Source organism: Candidatus Poriferisocius sp., from assembly GCF_965204015.1.
Lineage (GTDB): Bacteria > Actinomycetota > Acidimicrobiia > Acidimicrobiales > Bin134 > Poriferisocius.
In genome coordinates, this window is record NZ_OZ241965.1 from 3,624,925 (window position 1) to 3,645,030 (window position 20,106).

Genomic DNA, 20,106 nt, shown 5'->3' on the forward strand with positions numbered 1-20,106 from the left:
GCCACCCCCAACGCCACGGTGACTCCCCCGTCGGGGCGCACGGCGACATCAATTGGACCTTGGCGGCCAAATCACCCCAACGCCTCCCGACTTTTTGAACGATCAGTCCCCACAACCTGGTAGGATTGAGAAGTCATGACAGCCGGCTCCCATGGCTTGCGACCGCGCTCTGAGCGCTCTGATGAGGCGTATCTCACCAAGCTCAGATGGCCCGACGCAGTGGTGTGCCCCAAGTGCGGCTCCGCCGATCTGTCCATCAGAACAAAGCGGCCCGTGACCCAGTGGCGGTGCCGAACCTGCCGGGGGGATTTCACGGTCACCACCCACACCGCCATGCACGGCTCCAAGGTGGGAATCGCCAAATGGATTGCGGCAGCACAGCGTGTAGACATCAGCCCTTCTGCACTGGTGCGTGAGTTGGGAGTATCGGCTCCCGCGGCTCGCCGTATCTCTGCTGCTTTGGAAATGACGGGAAAGCCGGCGGGAGAAGACCGCTTGATGGCGTTGCTGCACCAACACCACGATCCCGCACAGGCGCTGCGAGACCGGCTTCCCGCCACGTTCGACCCCGACGACAACCCGGTTGCCGACCTGAGCAGGGGGCAGCGGGCCGTGATGGGAGTGCTGCGGAACCGGATCAGGGGCACCGCCCTCGATCAAGTCGCCGCCGAGGCCGGTCTGTCCGAGGATCACGCCCGCCGGTGCCTGAAGTCGCTGGCGCAGCGAGGCTACGCCCGTTGCGAGCAGGCCAGCGTGCCGTGGGGCTACGGGTCGCTGAAGCTGCCCCTGTGGTCGCTCGACCTCAACGAGGAGTGCATCACCGCAATGGCGTACCTGCCGCCGCGACCAGAAAAGACAGACCACGCCTGCCCCGAGCAAGTGCCGCCCGAGTTCTGGAGCCTGTTTTGGAGCGGGTCGAGCGCCAAAGACCTCAGGCTCCCCGAAGATGCCTTCTTCGTGGCCACGACCCTCCTCGACGGCCCCGACCCTGTGGCCCGAACCTGGGCGCTGCGATGCCTGCCAAAAGAGGCGCTGCAAAGGTGCCGGAAGATGCGCGGCTACGACACCGGGGAAATCGCCGCCCGCATCGACAAAGCCCTTGCCCAACGCGTCCATGCCTGAGATCGACGCCTGGAGCGACATCTTGTCGCCGGAGATGCGCGAAGTGTGGCCCATCTTGCAAACCGCCACGCGGCGCATCGACGGTTGTCTGATGGGCGGCACCGCTTTGGCCATACACCTGCGCCACCGCATCTCCTACGACCTCGACTACATGACCCACGAGGGCTTCTCCGGCGACAGTCTCGCCCGGCAGTTCAAAGAGGCCGCAGGAGACATCGAGGTGGACGCCAGCGGTCCCGACCAGATGCACGCCAGGGTCAGGGGAGTCTTGGTCCAGGTGTTCCGAACCCCCCAAAGGGGGGCCAACCCCGGCCACGTCAAGACTCTCCAGCGGCCCCTCGCAATAGACGGGCTGCCCGTGGCGTCGCTGCCCGACCTTTTGGCCTCCAAGCTCGATGTCATCATGTACCGCCCGAAGCTGCGCGACTACATCGATCTGATGGCGATGGACACAGCAGGCCCCTACACCCTCGAAGACGGACTCGCCTTCCACATGCAGCGCTACGGGATCACACCGGCCTCCAGTGACGCCGCCCGCATGGTCGAACTCCTTGAAGCCCCCGGCGATCTCGACCTCGACCCGATATTCGAAGACCGCAAAGACGAGGTGCTCCAATACCTCTCCCGCCGCGCCGCCGACTTGGAACAACGCCTGTACCAAATGCGCCGCGCGCCGGTTGGCCAAAGCCAGCCCGAGCCCTCAGATAGAAAAGGCCAAGCTGGCCTGACCTCATCCTTCGACGAGGCAATCAAAGGGTCGCGCCCACAGCCTCCACCGCCCGGCGGGCCTCTTGGCGGTCATCCCTCATAGGCGTCGGTCTCCAATAGCGATGCCAATCCGTCGTCGCCGGCGTCGTCGCCGCTCCAGGCGATAACGATGCGCCCGAACACCGACGCCTGCGACACCTCCACCAGCCCCCGCTTGAACAGCTCCAACACGGCCAAGAAGTACACCACCACCTCGATGCCGGTGGCCAAGTGCTCGGTGAGGTCCCGAAACCCCACCGGGCCCATAGCAGGCAGCCGGGCGGCCAGGTCGGTGGCCACCTCGTTCACGGTGAAGGGGATGTCGGTCACATGGGCCAGGCTCACCTTGGGCTCGGGCCGCACCGCGGTGGCCCGCACAAACGCCGCCCGCAGGTCTTCGGGGCCGATCCCGGCCAAAAAGTCGGGCACCAGGTCCATATAGCGCTCATCGGGCCCCGCAATGCGCCCCAGCCCCCGCCCGGCCGCCGAAGCCAGCTTCTCCAGCGCCGCCGAGGCTGCTTTGAAGGTGTGGCACTCCAACAACCGGGCCAACAGCAGGTCGCGCTCGCTCCACAGGGCCAGCTCCTCATCGAGGTCCACCGAGCTGGGATCGGGCAGCAACCGGCTGCTTTTGAGCTGCACCAGGGTGGCCGCGATCAACAAGAACTCGGTGGCCACCTCCAAGTCGAGCTGCTCCATGCGGTCGAGCTCGGCCAGGTAGGCGTCCACGATGTCGCCCACCACCACCTCGTACAGATCAACCTCGTCGCGCAAGATGAGGTGCAACAACAGATCGAACGGCCCCTCGAACACCTCGGTTCGCACTTCGAACGGCCCGTCGGAAACCTCGCTTCGCACCACCACCGGCCCCTCGGAAACCCCGGTGTCTGGCGCTGCTGTCACGCCGCCACAATACTGCCCTGTCTCAACGGCTTTGGGGACTCATTACATTCATTACAGAAGCGTTAAGAAAGTTCACAACTAATGGGCCAAAGGCTTGTATCTCAGTACCTGACCTCATAGAGTGTCCCCTATGGCTAAAAATGTTTTCTCAGGATTTCGCTCCGCGCGGCATCGCCACGTGGAGTCTTCGCGCGCCCGGCGACGGGTAACAACGTGGGCCGCGCTAGGCATTCTAGCGCTGCTGGCCACGCTGTTAACACCGTTGTCCACGGCAAGCGCGCAGCCGAGTGCGCCGGCGGCGCCCACGGTTACATCGGCGACCCACGGCGATAAGAGCGTGACGCTGACGTGGAACGCAGGCGCTGACGGCGGTGCCACCGTCACCCGGTGGGAGTACACGTATTCCGTGGGTGCCGCTGGCTCGGAAGTTGCAACAAATGTGTGGACCCCGATACCGGGCAGCAATCGCCACACCGATCGGCACACCGTCACCGGATTGACCAACGGCCAAAGCTACGTCTTCGACCTGCGGGCCGTAAACGACGCCGGAAACGGGGCTGAGGCCTCCAGCGTTTCTGGTGAGGTTACCGCCAATCGCACCGCTGTACCGTCTACCGTTCCGTCGGCGCCCCTTAACCTGAGGGGCACGGAGGATAATTCGCAGGTCGTGCTGACCTGGACGGCAGCCGCTCCCGATGCCACCACCATCAACCGCCAGAACGGTTGGTCGCCGATCACGAGGTACGAGTACCAGCAGAAGACGGGCGACGGTGACTACTCCCCGTGGAGCATCATCATCAATCCTGATCCCGCCACCACCCCCAATGCCGCGCTGGCCACTCATACGGTCACCGGGTTGACCAACGGCAACACCTACCAGTTCAAGGTTCGGGCGGTAAACGACAACGGCAATGGTGCGGAAACCGAATCGGCGCCGGTCACCATCGCCACCACCCCAGGGCGTCCCCGCTCGCTGACCGCGGTACCGGGCAACGCCCAAGTCACGCTGTCGTGGGTGGCCAGCGGCGACGGCGGCTCCCCGATCCTGAGTTGGCAGTTCCGCCAAGCATTGAGCACTGAGACCTTTGAGCCCACAACCCCCGCCTGGGTCACGATTCCGGGCAGCAACGCCGACACCACGAGCTACACCGTGGTCAGCTTGGACAACTCCCTGCAATACAAGTTCCAGATCCGAGCGGTGAACGCCGAGGGTCCGGGCAGCACCGCGGAGAGCGCGGTGGTGGACCCAGGAATGCCCCCTGGCGCACCGACAGCCGTGCAGGGCGCCGCAGCCGAAAACTCCGTCACGGTCACCTGGACCCCGCCGCTGAACGAAGCTGGCAACGCCCTCAATGACGGCGGCTCCCCGATCATCCGCTACGAGTACTCGCAGAAGACCGGCAGCGGCGACTACGGCGAATGGGCAGCCATAGCGGCGAGTGACCTCTTCACCACTACTAGCGCTGAAGACCGCACCCTCACCGCTACCGCCGTTGAAGTCAATGCCACGCAGGGGACGATGGGCTTCGTCGTTCGCGGTTTGACCCCCGGCACGGCGTACCAATTCCGGGTTCGGGCCGTCAACGCCACGGGCCCCGGTGAGGCCGGTTCCATGCCCGGTCCTGCATACCCGGGCACCAAGCCTCCGGCCCCGGCCAACCTGAGCGCCCGGGCCAACTACGACGCCGCATCCGGCGATGCCACAATCACCTTGACGTGGACCTCCGGCGGCGACGGCGGCTCCCCCATTACCCATTGGCAGTATCTGACCAACACCTCGCTGGCTGATCTGTCCACCGCAGCGGGCGCTGATGCGACCGAGTGGGTGAACATCTGTGACAACTCCACTGGCATGGCTCCGACTTGCGGATCCACCACCAGCGTCACAATTCCCCGTGCCGATCCAGACGGACCGACTGGCCCAGCACCGGCCCCCGACGGCACCTTGACCTATGTGGATCGGACCACTCCTGGAACTCCAGCCTTGAGTCAAGCTGAGCACCACTTCGTGGTCCGGGCCGTGAACGCCCGCGGCAACGGCTTCCAGTCTGGTACCGACAGCGCCCGGTTCAGCCCGACTGTCCCGTCGGCGCCCCCGGCCGTGTTCATCGGCGCGACCACGGGCACGAGCATCACTTTGACCTGGAGGCCCTCGGTTGATGGCGGCTCTGCCATTACCCGCTACGAGTACTCCCTGAAGGTCGGAGACGGTTCATACGGAGCATGGGTTGCCGACGACACCCCCACTGATAACAGTGCGACCTACACCGTGCCCACCGGCACACCGGCTGGCACCGTGCATACCTTCCGGGTTCGGGCTGTGAATGTGCGGGGCAACGGTAGCCATACCGAGTCTCCATCGATCATCCCCGGTGCCCCCGGTTCGCCTGGTGCGTCTGTAGCCGCCGATGTGGCCGCTGGCACCGCTCCCCGGCTCACGGCAAGCCCGGGTACCACCGAGGTCACCCTGGCCATGACTGGCGCCACCGGCGGCGTCGTTGCTTCCGGCGGCGTCACCCAGTGGGAGTACTCCTACAAGGTCGGTGATGGCGACTGGGGCGGCTGGCTGTTCGCTGGCCAGGACGGGGAATTCGCTCCTGGTGAGATCAACCCCTCCCTTACTACTGGCAGCACCATTGACGGCTTGCAGAACGGCGTGGTGCATCAGTTCAGGATTCGCGCCCGCAACGGCCCACTGGCCGGCCCGGTTCTGGTGTCCAACCCGGTCACTCCCGGGGTTGCCCCGCCCGCGGCGCAGGGCTTCACCGTGGCTGGCGGCGACCGGAGCGTCACCTTGTCGTGGACCTCAGGCGGCAGCGGCGGCCCAGCCATCATGAAATGGCAGTACTGCGCCCTGACGGTGTCGACACCTCCTGTACCTCCCGCCACCACGCCCACGGTTGTCAGTCAGGATTGCGACAACGACGTCGCCAATGCCGCTCAATGGGTGGACATTCGCGGAGGCGGTGAGGTCACCAGCCACACCATCGGCATTCCGCCCGCCCCTCGCCTGGTGAACGGCACCACCTACACCTACCGGCTGCGGGCCATGAACGCCATCGGCAACGGCGCTCTCGCCCAGGCCGCACCGGCGACGCCGGGTCGGGCGCCGACAGCTCCTGCTCGGGCGCTGGTTGATCCCGGCGACGGCCAGGTCACCATCACGGTGGATCCGCCATCGTCCAACAACGGCAGCCCGGTTGTGGGCTACCAGGTTCGCAAGAGCCAGGACGGCGGTCCCTACGACGCTTGGGAGTCCTTGGGCACGACTGGGAGGAGCCCGTCTGCTCTGCGCGGCGCGGTGGTTTCCGGTCTAACCAACGGTTCGAGCTACACCTTCCAGGTGAGGGCGGTGAACGCCTACGGTCCCGGTGCTGAGGTCGATACCGCTTCGACCACCCCAACCGGTGCTCCCACGGCCAACCAGCTGTCAGCCGATCCCGGCGACGGCCAGGTGGCCCTCAGCTGGAATCCGCTCAGCAGCGGCGGCAGCACCATCGTCAAGTGGCAGTATCGCCAGAGCGAGTCCGGCGGCGGCTACGGCGCCTGGATGGACATCGCCGACAGCGGCCCGTCCACCACCTCCCATACGGTGACCGGACTGTCCAACGGTGTCAGCTACGCCTTCGAGGTGCGCGGTGTGAACGTGAACCTCGAGATGGTCAACGCCGAGCCGATCACTTCGGCTGCGGTCATGCCGTCTGCTGTTCCGCCGGCGCCTTCGGTGTCGGCTGAGCGGGGCAACGGCCAGGTCGACCTGACCTGGACTGCTGGCACCTCCGGTGCGGCCGGCGAGGCTACCTACGCCGCTCCGACCACTGGTTGGCAGGTCCGCACCAATGACGGTGCCTGGACCGACGTGCCCGACAGCAATGCCGACACCACCAGCCACTCTGTTACCGGCCTCGACAACGGCACCGCCTACACCTTCGAGGTGCGGGCAGTGAACTCCGAGGGCGGCGGCGCGGCTGGCAGCGCTGGCCCGGTAACCCCGGCCACCACGCCTTCGGCGCCTGATGTCTCCGCTGAGCGGGGCGACGGCAGCGTGACGCTGTCGTGGACCGCCGGCGACGACGGCGGCTCGGCGGTCACCGCCTGGCACCTCCAGGTGAATGACGGCGAGTGGATGGCTATCGACGGCAGCGATGCCGACACTGCCAGCCACACCGTGACCGGCCTCGACAATGGCACTGCCTACACCTTCGGTGTGCGGGCGGCCAACGACGTGGGCGACGGTGCTGCCGGCAGCGCCTCGGCCACCCCGGCCACCACGCCTTCGGCTCCTGAGGTCACCGCGATCGCCGGCGACGGCACGGTCACGCTGACCTGGACCGCCGGCGATGACGGCGGCTCGGCGGTCACCGCCTGGCACCTCCAGGTGAACGGCGGCGACTGGAATGACCTGTCGGCCTTCGGCCTCGGCCCCGACACCCGGGCCGTGCCGGTGCCCACCCTCACCAACGGCACCACCTACACCTTCGGTGTGCGGGCGGCCAACGATGTGGGCAACGGCGCCGCCGGCGAGGCCACGGCCACTCCGGCCACCACCCCGGCTGCGCCGACGGTCACTGCCTCCGGCAGCCTCGGCCAGATCGAGGTCTCGTGGACCGCGGGCGATGACGGCGGCTCGGCGGTCACCGCCTGGCACTACCGCATGAAGTTCGGCGCAGGCGACTACGGCGACTGGAATGAGGCCTCGGCCGATACCACCAGCGTCACCCTGTCTGATCTGGACACCGGCACCGGCGTGCTCACCTACACCTTCCAGGTGCGGGCCGTGAACGCCATCGGCGAAGGCGCCACCGGCACCTCCAACGATGCGATGCCGGCCATGGCCTCGCCGGAGAACGGCGTGTTCTACACCGGGGTGATCACCGGTCCAGACTTCTGCACCAACTTCTCCCTCGGAGGGGCGCACCTGATCGCCCACGACTCCGACGGCGACGGCGTTGCCGACGTGTGCTCGCTGCCCTACACCCGCCGTGAGGCCATCGCTCGCCAGAGTGCGGTTGAGGCCCTGGCCGTCCAGTACGCCGACGCCTATGCGGCGCTGGTGAACGCGGCCTGCGCCATGGTGGAAGGCGACGACGACTGCGGCGGCGAGATGCTGGCCGATCCTCCGGCGATCCCGATCAACGACGGCGGTGCCTTCTACTCCGGCATCATCACCGGCCCGAGCTTCTGCGCCAACCGCTCGCTCGGCGGGCCCGCCACCTATCCGCACGACTCCGACGGCGACGGCGTCGCCGACGTGTGCGCACTGCCCTACACCCGCCGCGAGGCCGTCGCCCGCCAGATCGCTGGCGACACCCTCGCAGCCATGAGCCCCGCATCGTTCAGGCGTGAACTCGCCTCGGCGTGTCGCGGTCTCACCGGCGGCGACTACGGCGACGATCCGGCCCACCTGGCCAACGACGCCTGCGCCTAAGGGGCAAGAACCCATAGCCGGCCCCACGAGGGACCGGCCCTGAGAAAACAAAAACCAAACCCGGCTCCCCCGGTAGGCCCAGCCACCGGGGGAGCCGGCGTTTAACCCCGGGGCCGGTGGTCGGCCCGTTGCGGGCTTACCGATGCGGGGTTAGGGCGGCGGCGAAGCTTCCCCCTTTTCAAGCTCCTCTTTTGAAGGGGGGATGGTATGGGTTCGTATTGGCTTGCGCTGGTCGGTGTTGCTGTGACTCAGGCGGTTAATATCGGGATCATGTGGGCGAAGGGGAGGCGCCAGGAAAAGGGCGACCGGATCTCCGATTTGCAGGCGGCTCAAGACACCCGCTTCGACGACATGAACCGGCGCTTCGACGAATCGCGCGACGACATGAACCGGCGCTTCGACGAATCGCGCGACGACATGAACCGGCGTTTCGACGAAGCCCGCGCCGACTCCGACAAGAAGTTCGCCGAGATGCGCGCCGACTCCGACAAAAAGCACGATGCCCTCGTCGCCTTGATCACCGCTCAGGGCCAAGAGATCAAAGAGCTGGAGATCAAGTTCACCGAAAAGCTCAACGCCGGGCTGGGCGACCTCCGCACCGAGATGCACAAGGGCTTCCGGGATCACGGCGAGCGCTTGGCCCGCATTGAGACCCGGCTCGAGTTCAGTCACCCCATCCCCGATCCCGACCACACCCCGGCAGATTCCGAAGCCACCGTGTTGCCTGGACCCGGGCGCAGCTGAACGACCACATCAGCATGCACGGATCCCAGTGCATCATCAGTAACTGACACAGACACGCCGAAGCCGGGTAGAGTTCCGGGCGAAGTCCCTAGTCTCTGTCGTGTGGCTAGGCCCATCAGAAACCCGCTTCGGCGGGTTTCTGTGCTTTATGACCACAACGCAGCTCATCCCACGGCCCTTTCCGGTCAACTGGCCATCTCGCTGCCGCCACTGCGCACCGTCCTCAGCGACCCGGCTCCGGGGCGACGAGGCCGGCGCCGGCGCCCGGTTGGCCCAGCCGTTGGGGGAGCAGGCGTTTCACCCTTCCCGCATCGGCGCTGAGGCTCGAGATTTCGGCGCGACAAGTTGTTGGAAGTTTTTTTACGAAAAGTGTTGTAAGCGAACTGTAATGAAGTAATGTGCTCTTCATGACAAAAAGAGCTTTTACAGCATTGAGTTCTATTGGGGTTCGCCCCACAACCCCTGGCGGGCACTCACGCGCGCCCCGGCGGCGGGTCACTATGTGGGCCGCGCTGGGCATTTTGGCGCTTTTGGCCACGCTGTTGACACCGCTGACGTCTGCGAGCGCGCAGCCGGGAGTGCCGGGTCACGTCACTGATCTTGTGGCGACGCCTGGTGATGGACAGGTCACGCTGAGCTGGACCAGGCCGGTGGAGAATCAAAGCACGATCCTCCGGTATGAGTACCAGCAGACGACTCCGGCGACGAGTCTATGGATACAGATTCCGGGCAGCAGTCGGGACACCACCCGCCATACCGTCACCGGCTTGCGGAACGGCACCGGGTACCAGTTCCAGATTCGGGCCGTCAATAGTGTGGGCAGCCAGCCTGACACCTCGACCTTTACGCTGTCGGGTCCCAGGGTTGCTGGCACTATCACCCCCGGTACTGTCACGCCGTCTACTGTTCCGATGGCGCCTGCGAACCTGCGGGCTGTGGCTGGTAACTCCGAGGTCGGATTGCACTGGACGGCGCTCACAGCTACCCCGGGCCGTGAGCAAGGGTTTTCAGTCATCACGTCGTACGAGTACCGGCAGAAGACGGGCGACGGTGACTATTCCCCGTGGACCATCATCATCGGCTCTGGTGCCACTACCGGTACCTCGGTTGGTACTGACGGTACTCTGGGCACCGCTGACGACGTGCCGGGCCACACGGTCAGAGGGTTGACCAACGGCATCACCTACCAGTTCGAGATCAGGGCCCGCAACGCCAATGGTGCGGGAGCAGCCGCTGAGACCGACCCGGTCACCATCGCTTCTGTTCCGGGGCGGCCCCGCTCTTTGACCGCAACGCCGGGCAACAAGAGCGTCACCTTGGAGTGGACGCCGAGCAGCGACGGCGGCTCCCCCATCGTGAGCTGGCAGTTCCGCCTCCAGAGTTCCGCTGACGACACTCCGATAACTGGTGATTTCCCCGCTGCCACCGCATGGGTCAACATTCCTGACAGCAACGCTGACACCACGAGCTACACCGTGCTCAGCTTGGACAACGCCATGATTTACCGGTTCCAGGTCAGGGCGGTCAACGCCCGCGGCGTGGGTGGTGTGGCCCAGAGCGCGGTGGTGAATCCCGGAATGCCGCCGGGTGCGCCGACCGTCCTGGCCGATAGCGCGACGGCCAATTCCGTCACCTTGACGTGGATGCCGCCTCTCACCGGTGGCGCGCTCAATGACGGGGGCTCCCCGATCCTCCGCTACGAGTACTCCCAGAAGGCCGGCGACGGCGACTACGGCGAGTGGACGGCCATCGCAGCCAACGCTCTGTTCCCGACAACTGGAGCTACCCTTACTGCGACTTCTTCGGCCGGTGATCGGGTACTCAATACCGCCACTCCGGTAGACCTTTCTGATACCACTGATGACGTAGCCGGTATGGGTACGACGATCAGGGGTTTGACCGCGGGCACCTCCTACCTGTTCAGGGTCCGGGCGGTCAACGCCTCCGGCGGTGGCCAGCCTGCGGTGTTGGCCCGTCCGGTGAACCCGGGCACCAAGCCCCCGGCACCGGCCCGGTTGAGCGCCACCGCGGTGTACGACGCCCCAAGCGGCAATGCCCAGATCATGCTGTCGTGGACTTCCGGCGGCGACGGCGGCTCCCCCATCACCATGTGGCAGTACGTGACCGCCACCTCGCTCTCCGATTTGGCTACCGCGGCGGCTGGCGCGGATACCTGGGTGACCATCTGCGACAACTCTCGAGGCGCAGCTCCGGATTGTGCAACCACCACCAGCGTCTCGGTGCCCCGTGCACCAACCGCCGCTGGCACGTTGCCCGACGGCGACTTGAGCTTCGTGGATAGGACCACTGCCACCGACCCGGCGTTGAGCACAGATGAGCATCACTTCATCATCCGGGCAGTCAACGCCCGCGGCAGCGGCTTCCAGTCGGGTACCGACAGCGCGAGGTTCAGCCCCACAGTCCCATCGGCGCCCGCAGTCGTGCATATCGACTCGACCACGGCTACGACCATCGTTTTGAGCTGGCCGCCTTCGGTTGACGGAGGTGCCAAAATCACCGGCGGCACTACTCTTCGCTACGAGTACTCCGTGAAGGTCGGCGACGGTTCGTACGGTGGCTGGGTGACCGGCGCTGCACCTGCAACCGCCACGGCAACCTACACCGTGCCCACCGGCACGCCACCCGGCACTTTGCACACGTTCAGGGTTCGGGCCCTCAACGCCAGAGGCGCCGGTGCTGCCACCGAGTCGGCCTCGGTCGCCGCCGGTGCCCCGGGTACGCCCGGCGCCGACGACTTGGCCACTACCGCCACCATTGGCCGCGCGTATAACGCCCCGGCCCTAGTGGCAGTACCAGGGGTAACTCGGGCCACCCTGCACTTGGTGGGCACCACTGGCACCACCACCGCCGCCACCCGCTGGGAGTACTCCTACAAGGTGGGCGACGGCGATTACGGCAACTGGACGTTCAACACGAACGCCACCAATTTCAACGGCAGCGCCGGTACCGGCACTCTTACTGAAGGACTGGTCATCGACGGTCTGGAGAACGGGATGGCTCACACCTTCAGGATCCGCGCCCTCAACGGTCCGCTGTCCAGCCCCATTCTTGAATCCGCACCCGTCACTCCGGGGGTCGCCCCGCCAGCGCCGCAGGGTCTCACCGCGGCTGCCGGCGACAAGAGCGTCACGTTGACGTGGACCTCGGCAGGCAGCGGCGGACCGCCGATCCTCGAGTGGGAGTACTGCATCTCCGGCCACACGGCACCTGATGCTCCAACCACGCCAGTGGCTCCGGCGGACGCCAACACCTGTGCCATTGGCGACGCCGACGACGCCGGCGGCTGGACCGACGTTCCCAGGAGCAATGCCGACACCACCGAGCACACCGTTAAGTTGACCGCGGTCGCCGATCCCACTTCGGTGCTCACCAACGGCAACACCTACACCTTCCGGGTTCGGTCCAGGAACATCATCGGTGGCGGGGATCCCGCTCAGTCCAACCCGGCGACGCCGGGCAAGGCCCCGAGCGTTCCCGCCCGGGTGTTGGCGGTTGCAGGCGACGGCCGTGTCACCATCACGGTGGATGCGCCGCTGAATATCCCTGGCGACCCCGGCCGCACGGTCACGGGCTACCAGGTCCGCAAGCGCCAAGGCGACGGCCCCTACGACGCGTGGGAGTCCCTGGGCACGAGCGCACCGCAGCCATTGTCTGCTCATAGAGGCGTTGCGGTGACCGGCTTGGTCAACGGCGCCACCTACACCTTCCAGGTGCGGGCCGTGAACGGCTTCGGCCCCGGCTTCGCCACCACCTCGAATCCGGCCACCCCGAGGGGTGCTCCCACCGCCAACATGCTGGGCGCTGATCCCGGCGACGGCCAGGTAGTGCTCAGCTGGGCACCGGGCACCTCCGGCGGCAGCGCCATCACCAAGTGGCAGTACCGCCAGAGCGAGTCCGGCGAGGGCTACGGCCCATGGACCGACATCGCCGACAGCGGCCCGGAAACCTCCAGCCACACCGTGACTGGCCTGTCCAACGGCATCAGCTACACCTTCGAGGTGCGGGCTGTGAACCGCCAGGGCAACGCTGTGCCGATCACCTCGGCTGCGACCATGCCGTCCGCCGTTCCGCCTGCACCCACGGTGTCGGCTGAGCGGGGCAACGGCCAGGTCGACCTGAGCTGGACGGCCGGTACCTCCGGTGATGTCGGCGAGGATGACTACGCCGCTCCGACCACTGGTTGGCATGTCCGCCACAAGGCTGGCGACGGCGAGTACGGCGCATGGACCCCGATTGCCGACAGCGGCCCGGACACCACCAGCCACTCGGTGACCGGCCTAGACAACGGCACCGCCTACACCTTCGAGGTGCGGGCCGTGAACGCTCTGGGCAGCGGTGAAGCCGGCGAAGCTGGTCCGGAAACCCCGGCCACCACGCCTTCGGCCCCCGACCTTTCCGCTGAGCGCGGCGACGGCGAGGTGACCCTGTCGTGGACCGCTGGCGACCACGGCGGCTCCGCAGTCACCGTCTGGCACCTCCAGGTGAACGACGGCGAGTGGATGCCCATCGAGGGCAGCGGTGCCGACACCGATAGCCACACCGTGAGCAGCCTCGACAACGGCACCCCCTACACCTTCAGTGTGCGGGCGGTCAACGACGTGGGCAACGGTGCCGCTGGCACTGCCTCGGCCACCCCGGCCACCACGCCTTCAGCGCCTGAGGTCACCGCGACCGCCGGCGACGGCATGGTGACCCTGTCGTGGACTGCCGGCGACCACGGCGGCTCGCCAGTCACCGCCTGGCACCTCCAGGTGAGCGGCGGCGACTGGACCGACCTGAGCACCTTCGGAGTTGGCCCCGATGCCACTGGCGTGCCAGTGCCTGGCCTCACCAACGGCACCACCTACACCTTCGCGGTGCGGGCGGCCAACGATGTGGGCAACGGCGCAGCAGGCGAAGCCACGGCTACACCGGCCACCACTCCGGCGGCGCCCACGGTTACCGCTACCGGCGCCGCTGGCCAGATCACGGTCTCGTGGACCGCTGGCGATGACGGCGGCTCGGCGGTCACCGCCTGGCACTACCGCATGAAGTTCGGTTCCGGCGACTACGGCGAGTGGAATGAGGCCGATGCTTCCGCCAGCAGCGTCACCCTCACCGGGCTCGACACCGGTACTGGCGTGCTCACCTACACATTCCATGTGCGGGCTGTGAACGCCATCGGTGAAGGCGAAGCCGGCGAGTCCAACGACGCGATGCCCGCCATGGCGTCGCCCGAGAACGGCACCTTCTACTCCGGAGTGATCACCGGTGCGGACTTCTGCACCGACTACTCCCTGGGAGGCGCCCACCTCATCGCTCACGACTCCGACGGTGACGGCGTTGCCGACGTGTGCTCGCTGCCCTTCACCCGCCGTGAGGCCATCGCCCGCCAGAGTGCGGTCGAGGCCCTGGCCGTACAACACTCCGACGCCTATGCGGCGCTGGTGAACGCGGCCTGCGACATGGTGGAAGGCGACGACGACTGCGGCGGCGAGATGCTCGCCGATCCTCCGGCGATCCCGATCAATGATGGCGGTGCCTTCTACTCCGGCATCGTCACCGGCCCGAGCTTCTGCGCCAACCGGTCGCTCGGCGGGCCCGCCACCTACCCGCACGACGGCGACGGCGATGGCGTCGCGGATGTCTGTGCCCTTCCCTACACCCGGCGCGAGGCCGTCGCCCGCCAGATCGCTGGCGACACCCTCGCAGCCATGAACCCGGCAGCCTTCCGCCGTGAGCTGGCCTCGGCCTGCCGCGGCCTCACCGGCGGAGACTACGGCGACGACGCCGAAGACTTGGCCGCCGACGCGTGCGCATAGGCGCAAAAACTCAAAGCCGGCCCCACTAGGGACCGGCCCTGAGAAAACTAGCCAAAGCCGGCTCCCCCGGAAGGCGAAAGCCTCCGGGGGAGTCGGTGTTTAACCCCTCAGGTGATGTCGGTGCCTGAAAGCAGTTCGAGTCGAGCCTGCCGGACGGGGCGCTATGCGCCCCTCCTGCTGTCCCGCCCCTGCACTTAATGAGGGCACCGACAACGGTGGGGCAGCTCATCTGGATATTCGACCGGCTCTCCGAGTCAATCGAACAGAGCAGCGAGGGCCTCTCCCAGGCCGTGGTGGATGGAATCATGAAGCGCCTCCAACACTGGGTTTCCCGAATTTCCCGAGGGATTCAGGGCCTCTGACCGGCCAGCAGCCCCCTAAGGCGAGCCGTCGGCCCGCTAGTGGGACACTTGCCTTTTCGCCGGATACCATGTATACACAGCATGTTGAGGAGGTGTGCGATGAACGAAAGCCAAGTCGAAGCGAACTATGCCGCCTACCAGGCAGAACACAAGGAAAGGTTAGAGCGGGATCATCAGGGCAAAACCGCCCTGATGCACGACGGTAAAGTCATCGACATCCTGGAAGACCAGGGAACCGCCTACCAGACCGGCTTGGACCGATTCGGGCTGGGCAATTTCTCCCTGATCGTTGTCGGCGAGAAACCCGTTCACATGGGCGTGCTCACCGTGAATCTCGGCTAACTGGCAAATCAGACCATGCCGACATTCAATGTCGAGGTCGCAGACGACCAAATAATCCTAAAGGCATCAATCCTCATCCCAGGGGCAGAAGATGACAACCCCCCTCCGGCTTTCGACGCCCTGGTTGACACGGGGGCTCAAATGACCATGGTCTCGAGTAGGGTTATCGAAGAAGTGGGGGCTGAGAGCACGAGCAGCCGCAAGATCATCCCGGTCAGCGGAGAGCCGCTGACCGTCCCCACTTATTGGCTCGGAGTCTTTATCCCAATCGCTATGGACAATGCCGATCCGAACATCTTCGCCGCGGGAAGAGAGCTAAGGGTCGCCCAGCTCCCCTATGAGCCGTTGAACTACGACATTCTCCTCGGAATGGACCTGCTTATTGGCTTCCACATCACGATGGTCGGCGGTCACTTCGTCCTCAGCAACTGACTGCCCCCAGCGTGCGGCCGTTTCCCCGACACCTTTGTCCACACCCGGTAGCGAGCGTAAGAGGGAACAGTCGGCATCTAGGAGATCTGAATGTCTTAAGCGGCTTCCTAGACAGGAACGATGCAAAGGCGGCCTCTTTGGCTGCGAACGAACGCAAACGGCTGCGCCAAGCCGCAAAGCTGCTCCGTCGGGCGGGAGGCGGTGACTTTTTCGGAGCTGCAACCCGCTTCGAGCAATTGCCGAATGACGCGAGCAGCCGCATGAGCGGCTTCCCACAACCTCCCAGCGGAGCCGCAAGCGTTTAACCCTTCATCTCCACTTACCCGCATGACTCGGATGGCGACGGAGTGGCCGATGTGTGCGCCCTGCCGTACACCCGGCGCGAGGCCGTCGCCCGCCAGATCGCTGGCGACACTCTCGCAGCCATGAACCCGGCAGCCTTCCGCCGTGAGCTGGCCTCGGCCTGCCGTGGCCTCACTGGCGGAGACTACGGCGACGACGCCGACGACTTGGCCGGGGACGCGTGCGCATAGGCGCAAAAACTCAAAGCCGGACCCACTAGGGACCGGCCCTGAGAAAACTAGCCAAAGCCGGCTCCCCCGGAAGGCGAAAGCCTCCGGGGGAGCCGGTGTTTAACCCTACGTTTCGGCTGGCCAGGCTCTAGGATGGCGGGCTGTGGCTCGTGTGTTTTCGGGGATACAGCCGTCGGGCGGGATGCATCTGGGCAACCTGCTGGGGGCGCTGCGCAACTGGGTGGCCTATCAGCACGAGCACGAGGCGGTGTACTGCGTGGTGGACCTCCACGCCCTCACCACCGCCCCCGACCCCGCCGAGCTGCGCCGCAACACCGTGGCGGCGGCCACTTTGCTCATGTCGGTGGGCATCGACCCTGAGCGCTCCACGCTGTTCGTGCAGAGCGCGGTAAGCGAGCACGCTGAGCTGGCCTGGATGATGGAGTGCACGGTGGGCTTCGGGGAGCTGCGCCGCATGACCCAGTTCAAGGACAAGTCCGACCGCACCGAGTTCGTGTCGGCCGGGCTGTTCACCTACCCCGCCCTCCAGGCCGCCGACATCTTGTTGTACGACACCGACCTGGTGCCCGTGGGCGACGACCAGCGCCAGCACATCGAGCTGTGCCGCGACATCGCCGAGCGGTTCAACCACCGCTACGGCGACACCTTCGTGGTGCCCGCCCACGTGATCCCCGAAGCCGGGGCCCGGGTCATGGACCTCCAGAACCCCGACGACAAGATGTCGAAGTCGCTGGAGTCGGCGGGAACCGTGGGCATCTTGGAAGACGCCGACGGGGTGGCCCGCAAGTTCAAGCGGGCGGTGACCGACAGCGACGGTGAGGTGCGCTACGACCCCGAGGCCAAGGCGGGAGTGTCCAACCTGTTGGGCATCTTGGCCTCGGCCACCGGGCGCACCCCCGAGGCGGTGGCCGACGACTACGCCCAGTACGGCCCGCTCAAAGCCGACACCGCCGACGCGGTGAACGAGCTCCTCGACCCCATCCGCACCCGCTACGCCGAGCTGTCATCCGACCCCGCCGAAGTAGCCCGCCTCCTCCACACCGGCGCCGACAAAGCCCGCACCGTGGCCGTCGCCACTCTAAAAAGAGCCCGATCCAACGCCGGCCTCCTCCCCCGTTCCTAGCCCACTACGCCCTCCTAAAGTTTAGGTAATGATATAATTGACTAAACTCTAGGAGGGAGTGTTTAGGTGTCAGTAAAGGGCTGGCCGGCTGCGGGCCGACGGGCTGTCGTCGTCGACAACGAGCTGTACCGCCCCTGGATCGACGACAGCGAGCCGCGTATCACAGTCGTGCAGACAGTGCCCGCGGCGATAGCGGATCAGCCGGTGCCGCCGCCTGGGCGGCATGCGACCCAGGCGGTTGAGGCGGCCCGAGATGAGATCGGCCGCTTGCGGGCCCACTCGGGGAATGCGACCGGGGTGCTGGGGCACTTGAGCGCGGTGTTGATCCGCGCCGACGCGGTGGCGTCGTCGCAGATCGAGCAGATCACCACCTCGAGCGAGGCGTTGGCGGTCGCGTTGGCCGATCTGGGAGACGAGGGGGCCGACCCGGTCCCCCGGGGCACTGAGTTGGTGGCGGCGAACGTTGCGACCGCGCTGCACGCCTTTCGGTCCGACGAGGCGGTCGATGTCGAGTGGTTTCACCGGCGACACCGCAGCCTTTTGGCCGCTGACTCCGAAATGTTGCCTCGGTATCTCGGAGCGTGGAGGGACTGCGCGGTGTGGATCGGCGAGAACCGCCAGACCGCGGACTTCGAGGGCCCGCCCCACGACCAGGTGGCGGCGCTGATGGACGACCTGGTCCGCTTTGCTGCCCGCCGGGACCTGCACCCCGTGATTCACGCCGCGATAGCGCACGCCCAGTTCGAGACGATCCACCCCTACGTCGACGGGAACGGCCGTGTCGGCCGGCTGTTGATCCACCCCCTCCTCGACGCCGGGCCGGCGCCGGTTCCAGTGGCCCACGGCCTGTTGCACGACCCGGCGGGCTACGTGGGAGGCCTCAGCGCCTACCGGGCTGGAGACGTTGACGCCTGGGTGGCCGCGTTCGCGGCCGCGGTGGCCGACGGCGCCATCGCCGCTATCCGCCTCGTCGGGCGAATCGACGACCTGCGACAAGCCTTCCGAGACCGCATCCGCACCCGGGCCGGATCGGCGGTGGACCATATCTTGGACTCGCTCATCCACACCCCGGCCATCACCGCCCGCCACATACAGGAGACCTACGGCGTGACTCCAGGCCGGGCATCGCAAATACTCCACCAGCTCGCCGAAGCCGACGTGCTCAGATCCAGTACCCACCGAGCCGACCGATCCCAGGTGTGGGTAGCCCACCACGTCATCGACGCCATCGACACCATCAACACCACCCTCCCCCGCCGCCACCTCCCCACCCCCTAACCAGAGCCGTAACCGCGCCCCAGCGACCACTAAACACCACACCGCTGATATTCTCGATCCGTGACTCGCGCCCTTTGTGGAGCGACCCGAGTCCCGAATAGCTGAGGAACCCCATGTCTGAGATCACCCCGTTCACTGTCGATATTCCCGACGCCGCTTTGGAAGACCTGCACCGGCGGCTGCGGGACGCCCGCTGGCCCGACCAGCTTCCTGACGCTGGCTGGGACTACGGGGCTGAGATGGGCTACATCCAGGAGTTGGCCCGCTATTGGGCCGATGAGTACGACTGGCGGGCCGCGGAGGCCGAGCTGAACCAGCTCGACCACTACACCACGACCATCGACGGCCAGAACATCCACTTCATCCACCAGCGCTCGCCCCACCCCGACGCCTACCCGCTGGTCATCAGCCACGGGTGGCCCGGCACCGTGGTGGAGTTCCTCGACATCATCGGCCTGCTCACCGAGCCCGACGACCCCGCCGATGCCTTCCACGTGGTGGCCCCCTCACTGCCCGGCTACGGCTTCTCGGGGCCGACGGCTGACCGGGGCTGGGACGCCGTGCGCACCGCCCGGGCGTTCGGCGAGCTCATGGGGCGCCTCGGCTATGACCGCTACGGCGCCCAGGGAGGCGACTGGGGGTCGTTCATCTCCCAGAACATCGGCCGCACCGACCCCGACCACTGCGAGGCGGTGCATGTGAACTTCTTGTTCGGCACCGCCCCCGAAGACGGCCCCGGCGAGCTCACCGAGGCCGAGCAGGCCGGGCTGGGCCGGGCCAACCTCTACTTCACCGAGGGCGCCGGCTACATGCAGATCCAGAGCACCAAGCCCCAGACCCTGGCCTACGGCCTCACCGACTCGGCCGTGGGGCAACTGGCCTGGATCGCCGAGAAGTTCTTGGCCTGGACCGACAACGACGGCACCATCGAATCGGCGGTGAGCCGCGACCGCCTGCTCACCAACATCTCGCTCTACTGGTTCACCGCCACCGCGGGCTCCTCGGCCCGCATGTACTACGAGGTGCTGCGCCCCGGCGCGCCGGGCATCACCGACCCCCTCGACACGCCCTTGGGCATGGCCAGCTTCCCCCAGGAGATCATGCAAGCCCCCCGCCGCTGGCTCGAGGACAGCTACAACATCGTCCACTGGAGCGACATGGAAGAAGGCGGCCACTTCGCCGCCATGGAAGAACCCGAGGCCCTAGCCCAAGACATCCGCCAATTCTTCCGCCGCTTCCGCTAACCCGAGGGCGAATGAGTCAACTGTCG

The 20,106-nt window shown here is 66.4% G+C and carries 12 protein-coding genes and 1 pseudogene; 12 read left to right on the plus strand and 1 reads right to left on the minus strand.

The genetic code is table 11. The features are described 5' to 3' along the window. Positions 1–135 precede the first annotated feature (135 nt). Positions 136–1,122 carry a transposase gene (locus ACOGJC_RS16395; RefSeq protein WP_419846068.1) on the plus strand — a complete coding sequence of 329 codons (987 nt, stop codon included), beginning with the start codon at positions 136–138 and terminating at the stop codon, positions 1,120–1,122. Then, a complete protein-coding gene (locus ACOGJC_RS16400; RefSeq protein ID WP_419846069.1) occupies positions 1,115–1,933 on the plus strand; it encodes a nucleotidyl transferase AbiEii/AbiGii toxin family protein in 819 nt (272 codons plus the stop codon). Before ACOGJC_RS16395 ends, ACOGJC_RS16400 begins: the two co-directional genes overlap by 8 nt. Here ACOGJC_RS16400 and ACOGJC_RS16405 read toward each other — a convergent pair. Next, the gene (locus tag ACOGJC_RS16405) at positions 1,921–2,772 is read right to left on the minus strand and encodes a segregation and condensation protein A (protein WP_419846070.1); all 852 of its coding nucleotides are present in this window, start codon (positions 2,770–2,772) and stop codon (positions 1,921–1,923) included. The genes ACOGJC_RS16400 and ACOGJC_RS16405 overlap by 13 nt on opposite strands. A 130-nt stretch (positions 2,773–2,902) precedes the next feature. On the opposite strand from ACOGJC_RS16405, the gene ACOGJC_RS16410 reads away from it, so the two are divergent. From ACOGJC_RS16410 to ACOGJC_RS16455, 10 genes and pseudogenes are all read left to right on the plus strand, one after another. Next, positions 2,903–8,200, plus strand: a complete 5,298-nt coding sequence (locus ACOGJC_RS16410) for a fibronectin type III domain-containing protein (RefSeq protein ID WP_419846071.1) — start codon at positions 2,903–2,905, stop codon at positions 8,198–8,200. A 207-nt stretch (positions 8,201–8,407) separates the two neighbouring features. Then, positions 8,408–8,944 (plus strand): hypothetical protein, encoded by a 537-nt coding sequence (locus ACOGJC_RS16415; RefSeq protein ID WP_419846072.1) that lies wholly within the window; start codon positions 8,408–8,410, stop codon positions 8,942–8,944. Between the two features lie 500 nt (positions 8,945–9,444). Further along, positions 9,445–9,765: pseudogene (locus ACOGJC_RS16420) on the plus strand (fibronectin type III domain-containing protein); the annotation flags it as partial. 90 nt (positions 9,766–9,855) lie between these two features. Beyond that, positions 9,856–14,766 (plus strand): fibronectin type III domain-containing protein, encoded by a 4,911-nt coding sequence (locus ACOGJC_RS16425; protein ID WP_419848258.1) that lies wholly within the window; start codon positions 9,856–9,858, stop codon positions 14,764–14,766. A gap of 461 nt (positions 14,767–15,227) precedes the next feature. Continuing rightward, the gene (locus tag ACOGJC_RS16430) at positions 15,228–15,470 is read left to right on the plus strand and encodes a hypothetical protein (RefSeq protein ID WP_419846073.1); all 243 of its coding nucleotides are present in this window, start codon (positions 15,228–15,230) and stop codon (positions 15,468–15,470) included. 15 nt (positions 15,471–15,485) lie between these two features. Next, positions 15,486–15,902: a hypothetical protein gene (locus ACOGJC_RS16435; protein ID WP_419846074.1), complete on the plus strand. Its 417-nt coding sequence runs from the start codon at positions 15,486–15,488 to the stop codon at positions 15,900–15,902. Positions 15,903–16,249: 347 nt separating this feature from the next. Further along, positions 16,250–16,435 carry a hypothetical protein gene (locus ACOGJC_RS16440; RefSeq protein ID WP_419846075.1) on the plus strand — a complete coding sequence of 62 codons (186 nt, stop codon included), beginning with the start codon at positions 16,250–16,252 and terminating at the stop codon, positions 16,433–16,435. Between the two features lie 142 nt (positions 16,436–16,577). Then, entirely contained in the window at positions 16,578–17,558 is a 981-nt protein-coding gene (trpS, locus tag ACOGJC_RS16445) for a tryptophan--tRNA ligase (RefSeq protein ID WP_419846076.1), read from the plus strand. Between the two features lie 66 nt (positions 17,559–17,624). Further along, positions 17,625–18,836 carry a Fic family protein gene (locus tag ACOGJC_RS16450; RefSeq protein WP_419846077.1) on the plus strand — a complete coding sequence of 404 codons (1,212 nt, stop codon included), beginning with the start codon at positions 17,625–17,627 and terminating at the stop codon, positions 18,834–18,836. Positions 18,837–18,949: 113 nt separating this feature from the next. Further along, positions 18,950–20,080 carry an epoxide hydrolase family protein gene (locus tag ACOGJC_RS16455; protein WP_419846078.1) on the plus strand — a complete coding sequence of 377 codons (1,131 nt, stop codon included), beginning with the start codon at positions 18,950–18,952 and terminating at the stop codon, positions 20,078–20,080. The last annotated feature ends 26 nt before the right edge of the window (positions 20,081–20,106 follow it).

Coding starts and splice junctions, on each gene's coding strand:
- ACOGJC_RS16395 (WP_419846068.1), top strand. CDS start 136: ATGACAGCCGGCTCCCATGGCTTGCGACCGCGCTCTGAGCGCTCTGAT.
- ACOGJC_RS16400 (WP_419846069.1), top strand. CDS start 1,115: ATGCCTGAGATCGACGCCTGGAGCGACATCTTGTCGCCGGAGATGCGC.
- ACOGJC_RS16410 (WP_419846071.1), top strand. CDS start 2,903: ATGGCTAAAAATGTTTTCTCAGGATTTCGCTCCGCGCGGCATCGCCAC.
- ACOGJC_RS16415 (WP_419846072.1), top strand. CDS start 8,408: ATGGGTTCGTATTGGCTTGCGCTGGTCGGTGTTGCTGTGACTCAGGCG.
- ACOGJC_RS16425 (WP_419848258.1), top strand. CDS start 9,856: ATGGCGCCTGCGAACCTGCGGGCTGTGGCTGGTAACTCCGAGGTCGGA.
- ACOGJC_RS16430 (WP_419846073.1), top strand. CDS start 15,228: ATGAACGAAAGCCAAGTCGAAGCGAACTATGCCGCCTACCAGGCAGAA.
- ACOGJC_RS16435 (WP_419846074.1), top strand. CDS start 15,486: ATGCCGACATTCAATGTCGAGGTCGCAGACGACCAAATAATCCTAAAG.
- ACOGJC_RS16455 (WP_419846078.1), top strand. CDS start 18,950: ATGTCTGAGATCACCCCGTTCACTGTCGATATTCCCGACGCCGCTTTG.